Raw genomic sequence first — 17,055 nt, forward strand, 5'->3', positions numbered from 1 at the left:
GCCACTGTGCTGGTCCGAGTCGCTGCCGACCGCGTCTCGTAGGGTTTATGACGCCGCCACGGGTACGGTACGGTACTATGGCCGACAACAAAGCGCGTTCGACCGGCAGCGCCGGTCGCTTTGGCGCGCGGTACGGGCGCGTCGCCCGGCGCCGCGTCAAGGAAATCGAGGCGGCGACACGGGACGCGACGGTCGACGGCGACAGCGTCACCCGAGTCGAACCCGGCATCTGGCGGAACGACGAGACCGGCGAAGTCTTCACCGGCGGCACCTACAGGCCACAGACCCCCGGTGGCACGCAGGTTCGCCGCTCCATCCGCGCGGCCCTGTCGAGCGACGGTGACGAGGAGTAACGTGGCGGCATCCGACCAGCGAACGAACCACCAACGACAATCCCGGTTCCCCTTCCGATGAGCTACAAGTGTTCCCGGTGTAAACGCGACGTGGAACTTGACGAGTACGGCGGCGTGCGGTGCCCGTACTGCGGCCACCGCGTCCTGCTGAAGGAGCGCGCGCCGGAGATCAAGGACGTCCCGGTCGAGTAACGCCACCCGTGCCGGATCGGACGGGCAGCGCGGACGGGTCCGGCGCCGGCGGTCGACCATCCGACCCCGACGCCGCCGACCACCACCTCAACGTCGACGTCGAGTATGCCACCGAGCGGCGCGCCGAGGCCGTCGCCGAGAGCATCCGCGTCGAAGTCGGCGAGATGCCCGACGAACGGTCGGGCGCAACCGTTGAGTGCGATGGAACCGTAGTGCGCCTCAAGATCGGGGCAGCCGACCCGGTGGCGCTCCGTGCCGGAACCAACACCTGGGTCCGACTGGTCGGCGTCGCCGAGGACGTCGCCGCCGCGTGTGACGGGCGAGCGTGACGTGGCGGGGACGACCGGTAGGCGGGCCGGTGCGAACGGCAGTCAGTCGCGGGTCGGTGCGAACGGCAGTCAGTCCGACGCGCACCCCCGTGAGATCCGAACCCGGACCGGATCCGGAAGCGACCGGGCGTCGGTCGACGAATACGGGCCTTTTTCAGTGCGCGTCCCGTCGCCGTGAGTATGCAGGGTAATCTGCCGCCGGAGGCGCAGGAGAAACTCGAAGAACTGCAGGACCTCCAAGAGACCGCCCAGAAGGTCGCCGCTCAGAAAGAGCAGGCCGAGTCCTCGCTCACCGAGTCCGAGACCGCATTGGAAGCGCTCGACGACATGGACGAGGACACCCCGATGTACCGCGAGGTCGGCGAACTCCTCGTTGAGACCGAGTACGGCGACGCCCACGAGGAGCTCTCGGAGTCCGTTGACAGCCTCGAGGTCCGCGTCGAACAGCTTTCGAAACAGGAAGAACGCGTTCAAGAGCAGTTCGAGAGTCTTCAAGAGGAGCTACAGCAGATGCTCCAGGGTGGCGGCGCGGGCGGTCCGGGTGCCGGCGGTCCGATGGGCCCTGGCGGCGCCGGCGGCGCGTAAGCCGATGCCCAGCGACGAGGAAGTCGTCCGCACGGCCTCCGCGGCCGCAGAGGGCGTGATCCTCGATTTCTACAAGCAGTCGGAGTTGACCGACTTCGACGTGACCGTGGAATTCGAAGACGGGGTGTTGGATATCGACGTCTACGTCAACCCACCCGAGGGCGCCGACCCTGACCCCGACGCGGTCGCGGACGAGGCCGCCGTGGCGGCCGGCGACGCGGTCGATGACCTGTTCGCAGTCGGCAACGGCGAGTGAACCACGCGCGTCGTCCACGCGCCCGGCCCGGTTCTCGGTTCTCGGTTCGTCTGATACTGTCGGCTATAACTACGTGAAGATTTTCGACACCCCGGGGTGTCGAAATACGTCACGCGACTATAGCCGACAGTATGAAGGCCCGGAGCATTCGGTCCGTCTGTTAGGCGAACAGGAAGAGCAGAATGCTCACCGCGACCGCCGCGAGGGTGACCGACACCGCGAACGCGCCGCCCATTGCGACGACCGCGTTAGCGTGGCTCGCGAGGGCCTCGGTGCGGTCGTTTCCGAACACCGTGACGGTCGCGCGCTCGGTCGCCGCGCCCGCCTCGACCGGTTCGTAGTCGTCGCGCGCCTCGTCGACGAGGTCGCAGACGAGGCCCTCGAGTTCCGGCCACGGGACCGCCGCGCCAACCTGGTTGTCGGCCTCAACGGTGTTGACGACGTGGGTATCGGTGGTCAGGACCTCCGCCGCGTCGACCGGCCCCTCGGCGACCAGCGCGTCGAGTAGGTCCCCGCGGAGTCCCGGTTCCATATTGTTGCCGTCGATCAGGACGTACCCGGTCTCGTGGCCATCAACGTCGACGACCGCGACTCGGACCCCGAGCGGGCCGATCCCTTCTGTGGGAGTCCACGGGGTTTCGTCCCACGCGATCCCCAGTTCGAGGTCGCCGCGGTCGGCAGTCGACAGCCGCCGGCCGGCGGCTCCAGCGGCCTCGATCATGTCGAACGCGCGTTTCGATCCCGGAGTGACGTGACCCAGATCCGGCCCCTCCAACCCGTCGTTGGAGTTGTGGGCATCGACCAGGAGGACGTCCTCAAGGCCGCTCGTGCGTGCCTCGGCGGTCGCCGACAGCCCGACACCGTACTCGACATCATCGGCGAACCCCGGAGCATAGGTCGCCACCAGCAGGCCGTCGTCGTCGAACGCCTGCCCCAGCATCGACATCTCCCCGGAGGTGACACGGACGCCCCGGGTGGCGGCAGTGTCGTACGTGATCCGGTCGGCCGCCGTCTCCGCCGCGTCAATGATCGTGTCGACCTCGCGCTCGGTCACGAGGTTGAAGTCGTGACCCGCGGTGGCGTGCGGCGGAAAGACCAGCCCAGGGGAGTCCGCGGCGACCCGCTCGGGGAAGTTGCCGCCGCCGATCTCACCCATCGGCCCGGGGTGGATCATTGGGAGAACGAACCGGGCTTTTTCGTTGCCGGAGTCGGTTCGGAACGACAGAACCGAGACGGGCACGATGGCCTCCTCGCCGAGGTCCTGGAAGAACTCCTCCAGTTCCCGGGTGCCCTCGGCGACGTGGCCGACGAACCCGCGGAGGAAATCCAGGAGCGAGACGCCCATGCTCCGCCGCCAAGGCCGGTCGACCGCGACCACGAAAGCGTACACCGCCACGGCGTAGATCCCACACGAGATCCCGAGCAGGAGGAAATGATCCACCGAGATGGCGGAGAACTCCGCTGGAGCGGTTTCGGGGCGGGAGAGGTACTCCTGGACGTACGCGTCGGTCAGCGGACCACCGACCTCCAGAAACCGGAGGGTACCGCCGTAAATCAAGAGCAGCGCCCCAGCAGCGGCGGTCTGGAGCCCCGCAGGGATCGACGCGACCACCACCGACGACTCCGAGACCGCTATGACGACCAAGAGCCGGAACGCAAAGATCGACGCGAGCGAGACGACGAGGGCGTCGAAGACGAACCGCTGGCCCAACCCGGAGAGCACCGACACGACCGCGGCGGCGGTGACGATCGTCACCACGACGATCTCCGAGATCAACGCGAGCAGCGACGACCGGTTCGGGGTGAGTCGGCCGCCGACGAACCGGTCGAGTCCGGTGGTACCGAACGCCGCGATCACTGTCGGCACGCCGATGAAGAAGATCCCCTCCCACGCGTCGCGACCGAGGAAGAACAGCCCCTGCCAGGTGCGCGCGTAGGCGCCGGAATCGAACGCCGCAACGCCGGCAACCGCCGCCAGAAGCAGCGCAAACGCCAGGCTGGTGTACCACTTCGGGGCTCGGAAGATGAACCGCGAGAGGTCCGCGAGGTTGCTCTGTGTGGAAGTCATCGTTGGAGGGCGGGGGGCGGGTGAGACGCTACTCGCAGACCGCGAGGAAGTTCTTGAAGACCTCCTCGCCGCGCTCGGTGTGGGCGACCTCGGGGTGCCACTGGACGCCGTAGCGGTCGTGGTCGGGGTCGCTCATCGCCTCCACGCCGCAGACGTCGGAGGTGGCCGTCCGCGCGAAGCCGTCCGGGACCTGCTTGACTTCGTCGGCGTGGCTGGCCCACACGCGGGTCTCGGGCGCGAGCGACCCGATCAGTGGGTCCTCGCTGTCGAGGATCTCCACGTCGACGTCGGCGTAGCCGCCGTAGTCACCCGCGCCGACGGTGCCGTCGAGTTCGGCCGCGAGGATCTGCATCCCGAGACAGATGCCGAAGATCGGGACGTCGAGGTCGAGGTACGCCGGGCAGTTGCCGATTCGGTCCATGTCCGGGCCGCCGGAGAGTACGAGTCCGTCGGCGTCGATCTCGTCGGTGGGCGTGGTGTTGTCGACGATGTCGACGTCGACCCCGAGGTCGCGGAGCGTCCGGTGTTCGAGGTGGGTGAACTGGCCGTGGTTGTCGACGACAGCGATTCGGGTCATCAGTTGTGGGTCTGTACACCGAAGGAGGTCAAAAAGCGCCCGGTCTGAGTTCGAGTGCTGGCTTCGAGCGAACCGGGAATCACCCGCTACCGTCGTCACGCCGTTCCCGAGCGGTGGCAAACTCCATCTCGAAGCCCTCCTTCGCACGGCGCTGCTCCCGCGCCGCGATGGCCTCGGGGTCGGGTTCGGCGTCGTCGTCAACCCGCGCGAAGGAGTTGTGGATCTTCGCGTGACACCACCGGCAGAGCGCGACCGTGATCTCGTGGCTGGTGTCGGCGTCGGGGGCGCCACCCAGCCCGCTGTCGCCGTACGAGAGGTGGTGCTCCTCGAGCAGCGGCCGGGAGTCGTCGTGCGCCATCCGGACGGACTCCAACCCACACCGGCGACACTCCCGACCGTCGGTGGTCGACCGGTAGTGGGGGCAGTCCCCGAATTCACACCCCTCAGCGGCGGCGATACAGTCGTAGTCCGCGGCACGGCGCTCGGCGGCGAACTCGGGATCGTCGCCCGCGCGAGTCAGCGCGAACCGGCACCGGCCGTCGTCGGTGAGGTGGTCGCAGACGCCGGCGTGGTCGAATGGATCGTCGACGCCGACGGGGCTTCCGGTGGGCGTCTCACGCATACGTGCCGCATCGGTCGCCGGTGAATTGATACTGTCGGCTATACTCGCGTGACGTATTTCGACACCCCGGGGTGTCGAAAATCTTCACGTAGTTATAACCGACAGTATGAATCCCCCGGTGGGACAGACCGGGTCCGTCGGCGGTCGGGCGGTTTATCTTCGACCCCGCCGATCACCCCGTGTGCAACTCGAACACCGCGCCGACGGCACGCGCCGGACACTCGCAGCCGACGTCGAGGTCGTAGACACGTTCCTCTCGCGGGCCCGCGGGCTCATGTTCCGGCGGTCGATCCCCGACGACTACGCGCTGGTGTTCGAGTTCGACGACGCCGACGACCGGGACCTGCACATGGTCTTCGTGCCGTTCGACATCGACGCCGTCTGGATCGTCGAGGGAGCGGTGACAGCGAGAAAGCGGCTCCCCGCGTGGCGGGGGCTGGGCGAGGCCGTCGCCGACACAGTGGTGGAGCTCCCGGCCGGAGCCGCCGCGGGTGTCGAACCCGGTGACAGGGTGCGGGTTGTGGAGTGACTCCCGGTCCCCGACGCCGTCACGCGATCGGACCTCGGACACACCCGGCAGGCCACGTCGAAAGGCGTCGGTTTAAGTAGCTGCGCGATGACGCTGGAAGTGAGCGTATGACTCGTGGTCGATTTATTCGGGGGTAACCCCGACAACCCCCTTGCATCCATCGCGGATTCCGACGAGACTGTACAGCTGTTAGACACAACGCTGCGCGACGGCGAGCAGGCCCCCGGCGTGTCGTTGATGCCGGAGGAGAAAGCCGACATCGCCCGATCGCTCGACAGGGCCGGGATCGGCTTCATCGAAGCGGGCAGCGCCTGCACCGGCGAGGGCGAGCGCGAGACCATCAGGCGGGTCACCGACCTCGACCTCGGCGCGACTGTCACGAGCTTCGCCCGCGGGATCAGAAACGATATCGATCTGGCGTTGGACTGCGGGGTCGACGGTGTCACTATCGTCGTTCCCGGTAGCGACAAGCACATCGAGCGGAAGGTCGGAACCACCCACGACGAGGTGGTCGAGACCACCGGCGACCTCGTCGCCTACGCCAAGGACCACGACCTCTGGGTCGAGGTCATCGGCGAGGACGGCTCCCGCGCGGATCTCGACTTCCTCGAACGCCTCATGGGCGAGGCACTCGACGCCGGCGCCGATCGGTCGTGTTACGCCGACACCGTCGGCCACGCCACGCCGGAGAAGACCTACGAGTACGTCTCCCGGCTCGCGGAGCTCGGCCCGGTGTCGACCCACACCCACGACGACCTGGGGTTCGGGTTGACCAACGCCTGGGCCAGCCTGCACGCCGGCGCGGACCTGGTCCACGGCACGATCAACGGGATCGGCGAGCGCGCCGGCAACGTCGCCTTAGAGGAGGTCGCGATCGCGCTGGCGCACGGCTACGGGATCGAGACAATGAACCTCGAGACCGTCTACGACCTCTCGAAGCGGGTTTCCCACGCCACCGGCGTCCCGCTGCCGCCGAACAAGGCGGTCGTCGGCGAGAACGCCTTCACTCACGAGAGCGGCATCCACACCGACGGGACGCTGAAAGACGACGCCATGTACGAGCCGTACCCGCCGGAGACAGTGGGTCGGGAGCGCCGTCTCGTGTTGGGCAAACACGCCGGCGCCGCCGGCGTCCGCGCCGCCTTGGAAGAACACGACGTGTCGGTGTCGGAGGGCGAACTCAAATCGATCGTCGAGCGCGTCAAACGGCTCGGCGACCGCGACAAGCGCGTCACCGACGCCGACCTGCTGGCGATCGCGGAGGCTGTTCAGGGCCGGGAGCGCGACCGCCACGTCGAACTCCTGGATCTTACGGCCGCGTCGGGCGGCGGCACCCCGACCGCGTCGGTCCGGCTCCGGGTCGGCGACGAGGAGCGGGTCGCCTCCGGTACCGGCAGCGGCCCGGTCGACGCCGCGATCGAGGCGGTCCGGGCCGCGGTGGGCGCCGACGCCAACGCCCAACTCGACTCCTACCACGTCGACGCCATCACCGGCGGCACCGACGCCGTTGTCACCGTCGAGGTGGAGATGTCGAAGGGCGACCGGACGGTCAGCGTTGCCACCTCCGACTCGGACATCACGTTGTGTAGCGTGGAGGCGATGATCGAGGCGCTCGACCGGCTACTCGCGAACGACCGACCGGATCGCGACGACGCCGAACCCGAGGACGCAACCCTCGCGGACGACGACTGACCGGGGCGAGTCACCGGCGACGCCCCCGACCTCGGAATCGCCGGCACCGACCATTCCGGGCTACTGTTCTTCGATCAGGTACGTCCAGCCGCCACGCCGCTCGAAGTGGAGGTCACCGCGGGAAGCGGCGTACTCGATGACCTGCGCCACATCAACGTCAGTGACGTCGATTCGCCTGGTGTCTCGGTCTCGGTCTCGGTCCGCCCTCGATTCGTCGACCGCCAGTGCGTGCATATATCCTGCCACGGGCGGAATAGATGTGTGAGCGAGCCTAGCGGAGTGAACACGAAACTGAGTGACTGCGTCGGGGTCGTGGTAGTCGACCGATGATCGCTCACTTCGTTCGCTCCCTCATACAAATCTCAGCGGGTTCGAAAACGAACGGCGCGTACCGCGGCGCGAGGGGACGCGTCGCTGGGTGGATCCTGAAGAGCGCCGAGGGTGAGATTTGAACTCACGTGTCCGAATGGACAGCAGATCTCGAATCTGCCGCCTTGGCCGGGCTAGGCTACCTCGGCTCCACCTGAACGTGGTCGGTGACGCGGTTAATCGGTTTCGATTTGTGAGAGCCCCAAGCGGCGGGGTCGGCGCCCCCGAGATCACTCCCCGGAAGTCGGGAGGCAGAAGACGACACACGCTGGCTCGGAGTCCTCGGAGTCGGTCCGCTCGGCGCCGGTGTCGAAACACAGGTCGCCACCGTTCTCGGTCACACACCAGTGCGCCAGCCACAACCCCAGTCCGTCGGCGTGCTGGAGCGGGCTCTCGGAGCCGGCGGTCAGCGTCTCCCGCTCGACCGCTGGGATCCCCGGTCCCTCCGAGTCGAATCTGACGGTCACCCCCCCATCCTCGCATTCGATGACAATGTGGATCTCGACCTCGTCGGAAGCCCGTACGGCGAGGAGTTCGATCACCTCCCGGATCGCGGTCCCGAGCGACCCGGAGTTGGTGAGCGTCGCCTCCGCGCCGGCCGTCCCGTCGATCGAGAGAGACACGTCCGGGTAGTCCCGGGCCGTCCGGTTGACGATCCCGGCGACGAGTTCCGTCATGTCGTGTGTCGTCGGTGTCTGTCTGTGTGAGTCGTCGAGTTCCGAGACCTTCCGTGCTTTCTCCCCCACGGCGAGGAGGTCGTCAGTACGGTCGAGGATCGCGGTTGCGGCGCGTTCGGCGTTGGCTTCCTCCTCGGAGTCGATCGTCTCGGCGTATCCCCGCACGACGTTCATGTCGTTCCGGAGGTTGTGCCGGAGCACCCGGTTCGCCACCTCGAGCCGCTGTTGGTACCGGTGCCGTTCCGTGATGTTTCGGAGCGCCACCGCGTAGCCAACGTCGCCACCACGCTCGTCGGTCAGCGCTGAGACGCGGATGTCGTACGCCAGGTTGTTGCCGCCGACAACGGTGGTACCGTCGAGTTCGGCGAGCGATCCGTCCAGAGACGTCTTCTCGATCGGGCGCCCGACCTCCGGGGCGGGATCGAGCACCCGGGCGGCGGTGTCGTCGACGTCGACGACCACGCCTGCGGAGTTGAGCGTGACGAGGCCGTCGCCCATCGCATCGAACGCCTGCCGCCGGGCGATCGGGGTCCGTTCGAGCAGGTCGCTCCAGTAGAGGCTGTAGACGACGACCACGCCGGTGACCGTGAACGTGAAAGGGGTTACATCGACGTTGGGAATCGGGCTCGCCCCGAGGAGGAAAGCGATGTTCGAGACCAACGGGGGGATCGGCGCCACCACGAGGAACGCGGCCTGCCGCCAGTAGACCAGCGACTGCCGCACCCCGACGAGGAGCAGTACCGTCACGCCGACCGCGACAGCGGTGTACGTCACGGCGAGGTGGGCGTAGTACAGCGGCCCGAACGTGATCTCGATCGCCGACCCGGGTGAGACTGTTACCGACTGAACACGCCACACGAACCCGTGGACGTAGTTCGTGAGGGCGGCGGTCCCGGCAGCGAGCGGTTCGACCGCGAGTACCCCCAGGCGCCGGCGCGTCAACCACTGCGGCCGGCCGGCGTACCGGGCGACGAACACCAACCACAACAGCGGCACGGCCGTCGAGAGCAGGAAGGTGAGCCGCCACCAAGACACCTGTGCGGAAACCGAATCGAATCCGAGTTGCACCGAGTACGAGAGCGCCGAGCACCCCACAACCCCGATGGTGGCAGCCACCTCGTAGCCGCACCGCGCATCGCGGTGTCCCCATACGACGAGTCCAAGCGCCGTGTAGACCGCGACGGCGGCGAATCCGACAGCTGAGATCGGTGTGAGTTCCCACGCCATACGAGAGTGGTGATGCCGTAGTGCAGAAGTGCCCGACACATCAAACCACTAGCCGGCCTGGCCGTAGCGGAATCGCGAGACCGCGACGGACGGCGGCCGGAACGCGCCAAAAAAATGACACTTTTTTGTTGTATAGCGCGCGGACGCAGCCGATCTCACCCGGGCTGTGGATCCGTCGTGGTCTCAGACCGGGGTGGTGCTTGTACGACCTGCGGCACGACAAACGCCGTTGTCGACTCGTCGGGTGAGAGGATGCGAATCCGGAACGCGGCAGCGACGACGGCGGTTTCGTCCGCCCGTTCCTGTACCACGACTCCGTCGATCACGCGACACGGACCGAACTCGCGGCCGTCCCCGCCGGGACACCGGTCTCGGGCCCACTGAGTTGCGGCCGCGTCGTCGAGTTCGACCGTGAGCGATCTGCTCTCCTCGGCGTGGGCCCGTTCCAGCCGGTCGGCGTCGGTGTCGAGTGATCCCACGACGCGTTCGGCGACCGCCCGACGGTCCCGCCAAGCGTGGTCGTCGCCGCGGCGGACCGCCCGGGCGGTGGCGCGGAGCGATCCGGTGAGGCTTCGGTCGATCTCCGCCACCGACGCCACCTCGACAGTGCCGGCGCCCGTCCGGTCGGCGTCGTAGCCGAGCTGTGCGTACGCGAGCGTCATCGAGAGGAGCGCGACGGCGACGACCGCAGCCGCAACGAGAACGATCTGTCCGCGGTCGACGTCGGATCCCGACCTCGGGGGGCGGCGCGAATCGGGGGCACTCACACCGACCACACCCTGAGCGTGACCGAGCACCCCGCGACCGTACGCGTCGCACGACCGACGGGAACGCCGGTGGGTTGCGGCGGGCCGACACTCCCGTACGGCGTTTCGAGCCGGCCGAAGGCCGATGTCGGGAGGACCACCCCCAACCGATGTTCGAGCGCGTCCCGTTCGGTGGCGAACGACTCGGGGGACCGACACGCCGCGGCGAGGCGGTTCCGGCCGCCGCCCGCGGACGGTTCAGCGGCGAGTATCGAGAGCGCGTCGTCCGCAGTGCGGTCGAGCGTCGACGCGGTCGGCCCGGCCTCGCCCCCGACGGGCACCCAGACGAAGCCCGCGACGGCCGAGGAGATCAGCAGCGCCCCCACCACGGCCTCAACGAGCGACGTTGCGAGCTGTCCGCGGTCGGGCGGTTCACGCACCGGCGCTCACCACCAGCCGTTCGACGCTCGCGTTCGTCGCGGTCCACGATACGCCCGCGGTCCCCGGTCCGTCGCCGTCCGACTCGAAGCCGACGGTCAACGGGTGAGTCTCCGGCACACTGAGAACGTACCGTCCGGAGAGCCCCGATGGGTCGTGGAGCACCACCCGCCCGTCGGCGCGGACTGTGCGGACGGTTCGCGTCCGGTCGGTGTCGATCCGTACCACGAGACGGCCGGTGTGGTCCGAAAGGGTGACCGACCCCCGGGTCGCGAGGTCGACGCGTCGGCTCCGATCGACCGCCCGCTCGACGCGAACTCGGCGCTCGACCCGCACCGCCCCGTCGGTCGGACCCACGTCGTTGGCGCCGCGCACAACGAGGGTGTCGCCGCCGAGCGTGACCGAGAGGGAGCGGCCGCGGACCGGCGGGACTGCGGCGTCGAGGTCGTCGGCAGTCAGGGTCGCGGTCCGGTCGGCGCGGAGCACGTTCCGCTCTCGGGTGTGTGCGGCGTCGGCGGCGACGAGGTGTGTCGCCAGCCGCTCGGCGGCGTGTGTCGACGTCGGTGTGCGGTCCGCGCCCCCCAGGGCGTCGCTCGCGACCGCGACACCGGTGACGGTGACCGTGATGACCACGACGACCGCCGCGGCGAACCCCAGCAGGTTCGCCTGGGCGCGAGCCGTCATCCCGACGCCTCCTGGCCGGTGGGTCGTGCGGATCCGCCGGCGCCGTCGTCGGGCGTCCCATCGACCAACCGAACCGAGGTGGTTCCGTTCGCGGCGTCGACCACGACCCGCGACGGCGACGTGCTCTGCCACGACCCGCGAACCGCAACCGGGGCCGGGAGGTCGAGTCGGAGTCGGCCACCGACCCCCCGATCCGGGTGGACGAGCGCTACTTCCGGGGTCCCGCCCCCGGCGACGATCCGGTACGGGTCACCACGGATTGTCGCCGGAAGCCTGACCGTCACGGTGCGGTCGATCTGCGGGTAGTCACCGGCCGGGACCGCGGCTTCTATCCGATCGGCCGCGGCCGCCAGCGTCCGATCTCCGAGTTCTGCGCCCACGGACGCGCGGTAGTCGGGGGCGATTCCGCCGAAGAACGTCGCCGTCAGGAGCGCGGCGAACAGCACGCCGACGCCGAGTTCGAGCGTCTTACCGACAACGGGCGAAAGCCCCCGATCCGCGGACTTCGACGACGGCGCGTTGGTGGATGGACGACGCCGTCGGTGCCCGGGCGACCGTCGGGATCCGCTCATCTGCCGACCCTCACGTCGAGTCTGACATCGTGAACGACCAGGTGGACGGTCTTCGGACCCTCGAACGACGCCACGACGCTTGGGACCCCGTCACCGTCGATATCGCGGCGCTCGGTGGTTGCCCCACGGTCTCGGAGGTGTCGTTCCCAGGCCGTCGGGTCCCGCGTCTCGACTGCGACCTGGTAATCGCCCGCAGGTAGTGTGTCGCGGACGGTTTCGGCGTCGGTCCGAAGCGTGACCGCGAGCCGGCGGTCGCCGGTCGCGAGTCCGTCGGCGCCCGTGGCGTTCAACACCGGCACACCCACGTACAGACTCCCCCCGGCGGGCGCGATCCGACTCGGAGCCACCAGCCGGCTGCTTCCGCTGTCGCTCCGGACCACGGCCCCCGCGAACCCGGTCACCCGGTGGTCGTCGTCGGTGTAGACGACCGCACCGGCGTGGCCCGCCCACACGACGTCGGCGCCCCGCAGGAGCCACACGCTCCGATTGACCACGCGGATCGTGCCGTCGGTCAACTCGATCGTCGTCTCCGGATCCTCGGGCGCGGGTCCGAGCGCGGCCGACAGGTCGGCGCCGACACGGGTCGCAGCTGCGGTGGTCGCTCCCTCGTCGACGACCGACCCCGCGGTCGCAGTCAGCCCGCCAACAGCAAGGACCGTCACGGCCAGAAGGAGCGCGACGCCGACAACCGCGGTCTGGCCGCGCGTGTCGCGTCCGGGCGTCGGCGCCGGCCACCGAGAGAGTGTGGGCGGGTCGGCAAACGGGGTCACACCAACCCCACCCCCGCGAAGACAACGTGGCAGACGGCCACCAGACACCCTGAGTGCAGCAGCGCCTCGTACTGCCCCCGGCTGGCGGCCCCTGCGAACCACCCGGCGGCGAGCATCGTGGCCTGCGTGACCACGTACACGCGGTACTGGTCGCGAGCGATGTCGATCGCGCCGGCGTCGACTGCGACTCCGGAGAGGTCCGACATCGCCGACAACCGGTCGAACCCCGCGAGAACGTTGGCGCTCGTTGCGACACTGATGCCGATCACCAAGAGCGCGGTCGTCCACCCCACGGCGACGTAAACCAACATACCCGAGCGGAGCGCGCGCTTCTCGTGGTAGAGCCGCCCAACCTCCCCCTGGAGCGTCTCGAAGACCACGCCAGTGTCGCTGCCCGCATCGAGCGCGCCGATCACCAGTCCCACGGTCTGTTCAGCCATCGGCGTGCCGACACGGTCGACGAACCGGTCCAAGGCGGCGGTTCGGAGGTCACCGACGCCGTCGGTCGTCGTCGTGAGTCGGAGGTTGCTCGCGAGGTCCGCAACATCACCGTCGAGGGGGCCGAGGTCAACGTCGCGCGCGACGTGCTCAACCGCCTCGGGGAACGGCCGGCCGAGATTGACGTGCCCGGAGACCGCGTGGACGAAATCTTTGAGTTCGTGGTCTTTCGCGTCGTCGATCCGGGCCCGCCGAACGGCCACCACCCCGGCCGGAACCGCGAAGGCGACGTACCCGACGAGGGCGGCGACCACGCTATCGACGCCCAGCGAGAGCGCCGCCACGAGCGCCGCGATCCCGACGGGTGCGAGCACGACCGTCGCGCTCGCGGGGTTGGTGGTCGCCGTAGCGAGCGTGGCCGCCGTCCCCGGCGGCCGGCGGTAGTCGACGTGTTGATCCGGTGGCCGGAGCCGCGCCACCAGCCGGGCGGTGCCGAGTCCGATGAGCAGAACGAACAGCGCGGAGCCGTAAACGGTCGCCGCACGCGGCGTGACGCCCCCAAATGGCGTCCGGACCGTCGCCGACAGTCCCGGCGAGATGAGACTCATCACGGTCAGGACGATCACAACCAGGGTCGGGAGAACCAGAAGCACCACGAACAGCTCCGCGAGCAGTTCTAAGAACCCCTCCGCGCGCTTCCGCTCCCGATCCTGGCGGTTCCGAAGCATCCGACTCTCCATGGCGAGATACTCCCGGAGCGCGTCGGAACCCTGGTCGGCGTGCTCCCGGAACTTCAGCAGGAACGGCGCGAGCGTGTCCTGTGCCGGGGTGTCGCGGGCGACCCGACGGAGCCCCTCGTCGACGTTGCCGGTCATCGCGGCGGTGTTGAGCGCGCGCTTGCACGCGACGGCCGTCTCGCCGTAGGCGTCGGTGTCGGCGACCCGTCTGAGCATCGCGCGCCGGCCATCGCTGCCCGAGGCGAGAACGTGCAGATACCGAACCGCACCGGGGAGCGTCCGGGCGATGTCGGAGCGCCGCGCCGCGGCGAGCCACCGGAGGTAGCGGCCGCCGACGTAGACCACGGCGAGGCGGACGCCGGTGGCGAGGAGCAGGCCGGCCACACCCGCGATAGCCGCGACCGACGTCGCCGCGAGACGCGGACTCGTGGGGATCGCATCCGGGACGCCACCGACGCCGCCGAGTCGCCGGAGAACGCGCCCCGCAGCCGTCTCAACGACACCCGCCGGAAGCGCCGTTCCGAGAGCGACCACGAGGGCAAAGCCGAACACCGCGAGGAGCCACGAGGCGGCGTGGACCCGAGCGACGTACAGGTCGAACGCGACAGACAGGTTCGTGCCGCGGTAGACGCGGCGGTCGCGCTCGTGGCGGCGGGTGTCGGCCCGGCTCGCGAACAGCGCGTAGGTCAGCCGGTCGACGACGCCGAGCGAGCGCGTCGCGGGCGTGAGAGCAGCCCCATCCGCGTCGGTGTCTCCCCCGGTGCCACCGGTTGTGTGTGTGTCCGCATCCGACGGTGACCGGTGAGTGGTCACCGGCCACCGCCTCCGGAGTCGGTGCTGCCGGAGTCAGTGCTGCCCGCCGCCCGTCGGTCGGCCGACGGCGACGCCGAACCGGTGGGTTCACGCGCCTGCCGGCGTCTGACACGCTCGACGGTCGCCGCCTCGTCGGTCCGGAGGTCGGAGAGAAACCCGAACAGCCGGGAGACGTCGGTGACGCCCTCCCGAAGGAGGTACTCGACGTACCCGCGCTTCCGGCGAAACTCCCGCTCGATGGCGTCGGGGTCGCTGTCGGTCGCGTCGGCGAGCCGGTGGAAGGCGCGGACGGCGTTGCGGTGGGTATCACCGTCGGTTGCGGCGTGTGTGCCGCCGAGGTCGGGGTGGTCGTACGCCATTCCGAACGAGCCGTCGGGCTCCCGCCACAGGACGGTGTTGTAGTACAGCGTGGTGCCGTCCTTTTCCACGACGCCCGTCCGCGCGGAGGCCGGCAGTTCCTCGTGGGCGTCCTCGGAGAGGAGTTCTACCACCGACCCCACGTAGCGCTCGCCGTCAACCCGCCGGGGAAAGACCACGAGGTCGAGCTCCCGCAGGAGGTACACCGGGAGCCCCTGCTCGACCACGCGGTTCACCAGCGTCTCGATGTCCTCGGCGTGTGTTGTGCCGACGACACCGTGGCCGGTGTTCAGCACTTCAGCGAACGTTTCGAACGACTCGGGGGTGTTGACCTCGGCGATGACCTCCACATCCGGATTGAGGTAGTTCGCTTCGGTCATGAGGTCCGCCATCGACACCCGCTTGTACTCGTTCTCGTGGTCACGAGTCGACAGCGACACGCCCGTCTCGTGGGGGAGATACACCTCCCGGGAACCCTCGTCGATGCTGATCGGGCGGTGGTCGTACGGAATAAACGGCATGTGGGCGTTCATCAAGGTCGTCTTCCCCGCGCCGGTCGGGCCGGAGAAGAGCACGACGCCGCGGTGCTCGTACAGCAGCCACAGCAGCGTCACGAGTTCCGTCGGGATGGATCCGAACTCGACGAGGTCTACGGGCGTCAGCGGCGACGACGCCTGCTTCCGGATGGAGACGTGTGGGCCGTGCTCGGAGATCGCGGGCAGTGCCACCGCACACCGAATGGTCTCGCCGTGGCCGGTGGCGTCGGGAGCGACCCCCGGGGGTTCGAGGTTGACTTTCGCGGAGGGTTGGCTCGCGCTAAGTTCGACGCCGTCGGCCGCCGCGAGCTGCGTCACCACGTTGACGAAGCTCGTCTCGTCGTTGAACGCGAGGTTGGTGGGGACCCGTTCGCCCGCGCGGACCACGTCGGCACGCGGGACCACCTTGATCCGTTCACCAACCCGATTGGCCTCGATATCCTCCAGGTAAGGATCCCTGATCGGGACCGTGAGCACCCCCTCGCCGACGTAGTCGCGGAGCACGTAGTAGACCAAGTCGTCGAGCCGGTCCTCGGCGTACCGGCGGTCGACCGGTGGGACCCCTACGCCGTGGGCCGCGAGCGCCGTCCGGATGCGGTAGCGCGTCGCTTCGAGCCACGCCCTGGTGTTGCGCGCGGTCAGCCGGCGGGAGAGGAACTGCCGGGCGCGCTCCCGGATGAACGCCGTCCGGTCGTCGACCACCTCCTCGACGTTGGCCTCCCAGATCCGCTCTTTGCACTCCGCGACGAGCGCCTCGTCACCGGGCAGGAGGTCCGGCTCCAGGACGGCGTATTTGGCCTCGAAGCGGTCGTCGCCCAGCAGGCGGTCGCGGTGGACGACCACGTCGACGTCGAAACCCGCGAACCCGACGGTGTAGTGGCGGAGCCGCTCGCTCGCGACCCGGGTGGCGAACTCGGTGTCGGCGCCGAACGCCGTGACCGCCGGGGCGTAGTTCTCCGTGTGGACGACCAAGGCGCCGTCGCCGCCGCCTTCGACGTCGACAACCTCGATCCGGTCGTCGAGCGCGATGGGTGTCACCGGGCCGAGCAGTCGGAGTTCGGACATCGCGTGGTAGTCGACACGGCGGCGGGCGCCCGCTGGAAGATCCACCACCCGGTCGATCACTCGCCGGTACTTCCGCGGCATCCCGGCTGCGGCGCGTTCGGCCGCCCCATCCCGAGTCAGCGGCCGGCGGACTGAGACGTCCGAAAAATACTCGCTCACCGAGGCGAGCGCTCGCTCCGACCGGGCGTCTACCGCTGGTTCTCTGATCTGATACGCAAACGCCACATCGCCGACAGGGTCGCGGATGGTAACGACGACACCAGGGGCGACCTCGTACTGCTCTCGGACGTCGGTCGCGTACCACGCATCCGGGCTTTCGGGTGGTTCGGGCGATGGAACGGCCGTACTGCTGGTGCGTGCATCCCCGTGTTTCGTTGCCGAGGTCACCCTGTCTCCCCCGGGTAGGCCCGATCGCTCATACCG

The 17,055-nt window shown here is 68.9% G+C and carries 19 protein-coding genes and 1 tRNA gene; 7 read left to right on the forward strand and 13 right to left on the reverse strand.

Annotated features, from left to right (window positions below; translation table 11 throughout):
• The first annotated feature begins 77 nt into the window (after window positions 1–77).
• The 5 genes from IEX72_RS11155 (at window position 78) to IEX72_RS11175 (ending at window position 1,715) form a co-directional block, all read left to right on the forward strand.
• On the forward strand, window positions 78–353 hold the full coding sequence (locus tag IEX72_RS11155; protein ID WP_188787467.1) for an eL43 family ribosomal protein: 276 nt from the start codon (window positions 78–80) through the stop codon (window positions 351–353).
• Window positions 354–410: 57 nt separating this feature from the next.
• Window positions 411–545 carry a DNA-directed RNA polymerase subunit P gene (locus IEX72_RS11160; RefSeq protein WP_188787468.1) on the forward strand — a complete coding sequence of 45 codons (135 nt, stop codon included), beginning with the start codon at window positions 411–413 and terminating at the stop codon, window positions 543–545.
• Between the two features lie 8 nt (window positions 546–553).
• Window positions 554–874: a KEOPS complex subunit Pcc1 gene (locus IEX72_RS11165; RefSeq protein ID WP_188787469.1), complete on the forward strand. Its 321-nt coding sequence runs from the start codon at window positions 554–556 to the stop codon at window positions 872–874.
• Window positions 875–1,054: 180 nt separating this feature from the next.
• Window positions 1,055–1,459 carry a prefoldin subunit beta gene (locus IEX72_RS11170; protein WP_188787470.1) on the forward strand — a complete coding sequence of 135 codons (405 nt, stop codon included), beginning with the start codon at window positions 1,055–1,057 and terminating at the stop codon, window positions 1,457–1,459.
• Between the two features lie 4 nt (window positions 1,460–1,463).
• The gene (locus IEX72_RS11175) at window positions 1,464–1,715 is read left to right on the forward strand and encodes a DUF3194 domain-containing protein (protein ID WP_188787471.1); all 252 of its coding nucleotides are present in this window, start codon (window positions 1,464–1,466) and stop codon (window positions 1,713–1,715) included.
• A gap of 160 nt (window positions 1,716–1,875) precedes the next feature.
• On the opposite strand, the gene IEX72_RS11180 is transcribed toward IEX72_RS11175, so the two are convergent.
• The 3 genes from IEX72_RS11180 to IEX72_RS11190 all read right to left on the reverse strand — a co-directional run bounded on the left by IEX72_RS11180 (window position 1,876) and on the right by IEX72_RS11190 (window position 4,982).
• Window positions 1,876–3,783, reverse strand: a complete 1,908-nt coding sequence (locus IEX72_RS11180) for a DUF2070 family protein (protein WP_188787472.1) — start codon at window positions 3,781–3,783, stop codon at window positions 1,876–1,878.
• Window positions 3,784–3,811: 28 nt separating this feature from the next.
• On the reverse strand, window positions 3,812–4,360 hold the full coding sequence (locus IEX72_RS11185) for a GMP synthase subunit A (RefSeq protein ID WP_188787473.1): 549 nt from the start codon (window positions 4,358–4,360) through the stop codon (window positions 3,812–3,814).
• Window positions 4,361–4,439: 79 nt separating this feature from the next.
• Window positions 4,440–4,982, reverse strand: a complete 543-nt coding sequence (locus IEX72_RS11190; RefSeq protein WP_188787474.1) for a DUF7097 family protein — start codon at window positions 4,980–4,982, stop codon at window positions 4,440–4,442.
• 181 nt (window positions 4,983–5,163) lie between these two features.
• On the opposite strand from IEX72_RS11190, the gene IEX72_RS11195 reads away from it, so the two are divergent.
• On the forward strand, window positions 5,164–5,511 hold the full coding sequence (locus IEX72_RS11195) for a DUF192 domain-containing protein (protein ID WP_188787475.1): 348 nt from the start codon (window positions 5,164–5,166) through the stop codon (window positions 5,509–5,511).
• A 114-nt stretch (window positions 5,512–5,625) separates the two neighbouring features.
• On the forward strand, window positions 5,626–7,203 hold the full coding sequence (locus tag IEX72_RS11200; RefSeq protein WP_188787476.1) for a (R)-citramalate synthase: 1,578 nt from the start codon (window positions 5,626–5,628) through the stop codon (window positions 7,201–7,203).
• Between the two features lie 60 nt (window positions 7,204–7,263).
• On the opposite strand, the gene IEX72_RS11205 is transcribed toward IEX72_RS11200, so the two are convergent.
• The 10 genes from IEX72_RS11205 to IEX72_RS11250 all read right to left on the reverse strand — a co-directional run bounded on the left by IEX72_RS11205 (window position 7,264) and on the right by IEX72_RS11250 (window position 17,019).
• Window positions 7,264–7,437, reverse strand: coding sequence for a hypothetical protein (locus IEX72_RS11205; protein ID WP_188787477.1), 174 nt, complete (start codon window positions 7,435–7,437; stop codon window positions 7,264–7,266).
• A 199-nt stretch (window positions 7,438–7,636) separates the two neighbouring features.
• Window positions 7,637–7,721: transfer RNA gene (locus IEX72_RS11210), tRNA-Ser, on the reverse strand.
• Window positions 7,722–7,802: 81 nt separating this feature from the next.
• Window positions 7,803–9,476, reverse strand: a complete 1,674-nt coding sequence (locus tag IEX72_RS11215) for a sensor histidine kinase (RefSeq protein ID WP_188787478.1) — start codon at window positions 9,474–9,476, stop codon at window positions 7,803–7,805.
• A 155-nt stretch (window positions 9,477–9,631) separates the two neighbouring features.
• On the reverse strand, window positions 9,632–10,243 hold the full coding sequence (locus IEX72_RS11220; RefSeq protein ID WP_229663821.1) for a DUF7261 family protein: 612 nt from the start codon (window positions 10,241–10,243) through the stop codon (window positions 9,632–9,634).
• Window positions 10,240–10,662: a DUF7262 family protein gene (locus tag IEX72_RS11225; protein WP_188787479.1), complete on the reverse strand. Its 423-nt coding sequence runs from the start codon at window positions 10,660–10,662 to the stop codon at window positions 10,240–10,242. The genes IEX72_RS11220 and IEX72_RS11225 overlap by 4 nt, the downstream gene beginning before the upstream one ends.
• The gene (locus tag IEX72_RS11230; RefSeq protein ID WP_188787480.1) at window positions 10,655–11,344 is read right to left on the reverse strand and encodes a DUF7263 family protein; all 690 of its coding nucleotides are present in this window, start codon (window positions 11,342–11,344) and stop codon (window positions 10,655–10,657) included. The genes IEX72_RS11225 and IEX72_RS11230 overlap by 8 nt, the downstream gene beginning before the upstream one ends.
• Window positions 11,341–11,916 (reverse strand): DUF7266 family protein, encoded by a 576-nt coding sequence (locus IEX72_RS11235; protein ID WP_188787481.1) that lies wholly within the window; start codon window positions 11,914–11,916, stop codon window positions 11,341–11,343. The genes IEX72_RS11230 and IEX72_RS11235 overlap by 4 nt, the downstream gene beginning before the upstream one ends.
• On the reverse strand, window positions 11,913–12,686 hold the full coding sequence (locus IEX72_RS11240; RefSeq protein ID WP_188787482.1) for a DUF7289 family protein: 774 nt from the start codon (window positions 12,684–12,686) through the stop codon (window positions 11,913–11,915). The genes IEX72_RS11235 and IEX72_RS11240 overlap by 4 nt, the downstream gene beginning before the upstream one ends.
• Window positions 12,683–14,551: a type II secretion system F family protein gene (locus IEX72_RS11245; protein ID WP_229663823.1), complete on the reverse strand. Its 1,869-nt coding sequence runs from the start codon at window positions 14,549–14,551 to the stop codon at window positions 12,683–12,685. The genes IEX72_RS11240 and IEX72_RS11245 overlap by 4 nt, the downstream gene beginning before the upstream one ends.
• 119 nt (window positions 14,552–14,670) lie before the next feature.
• Window positions 14,671–17,019, reverse strand: coding sequence for a type II/IV secretion system ATPase subunit (locus IEX72_RS11250; protein WP_188787484.1), 2,349 nt, complete (start codon window positions 17,017–17,019; stop codon window positions 14,671–14,673).
• Window positions 17,020–17,055 lie beyond the last annotated feature (36 nt).

Source organism: Halobellus salinus, assembly GCF_014646875.1.
Lineage (GTDB): Archaea > Halobacteriota > Halobacteria > Halobacteriales > Haloferacaceae > Haloquadratum > Haloquadratum salinum.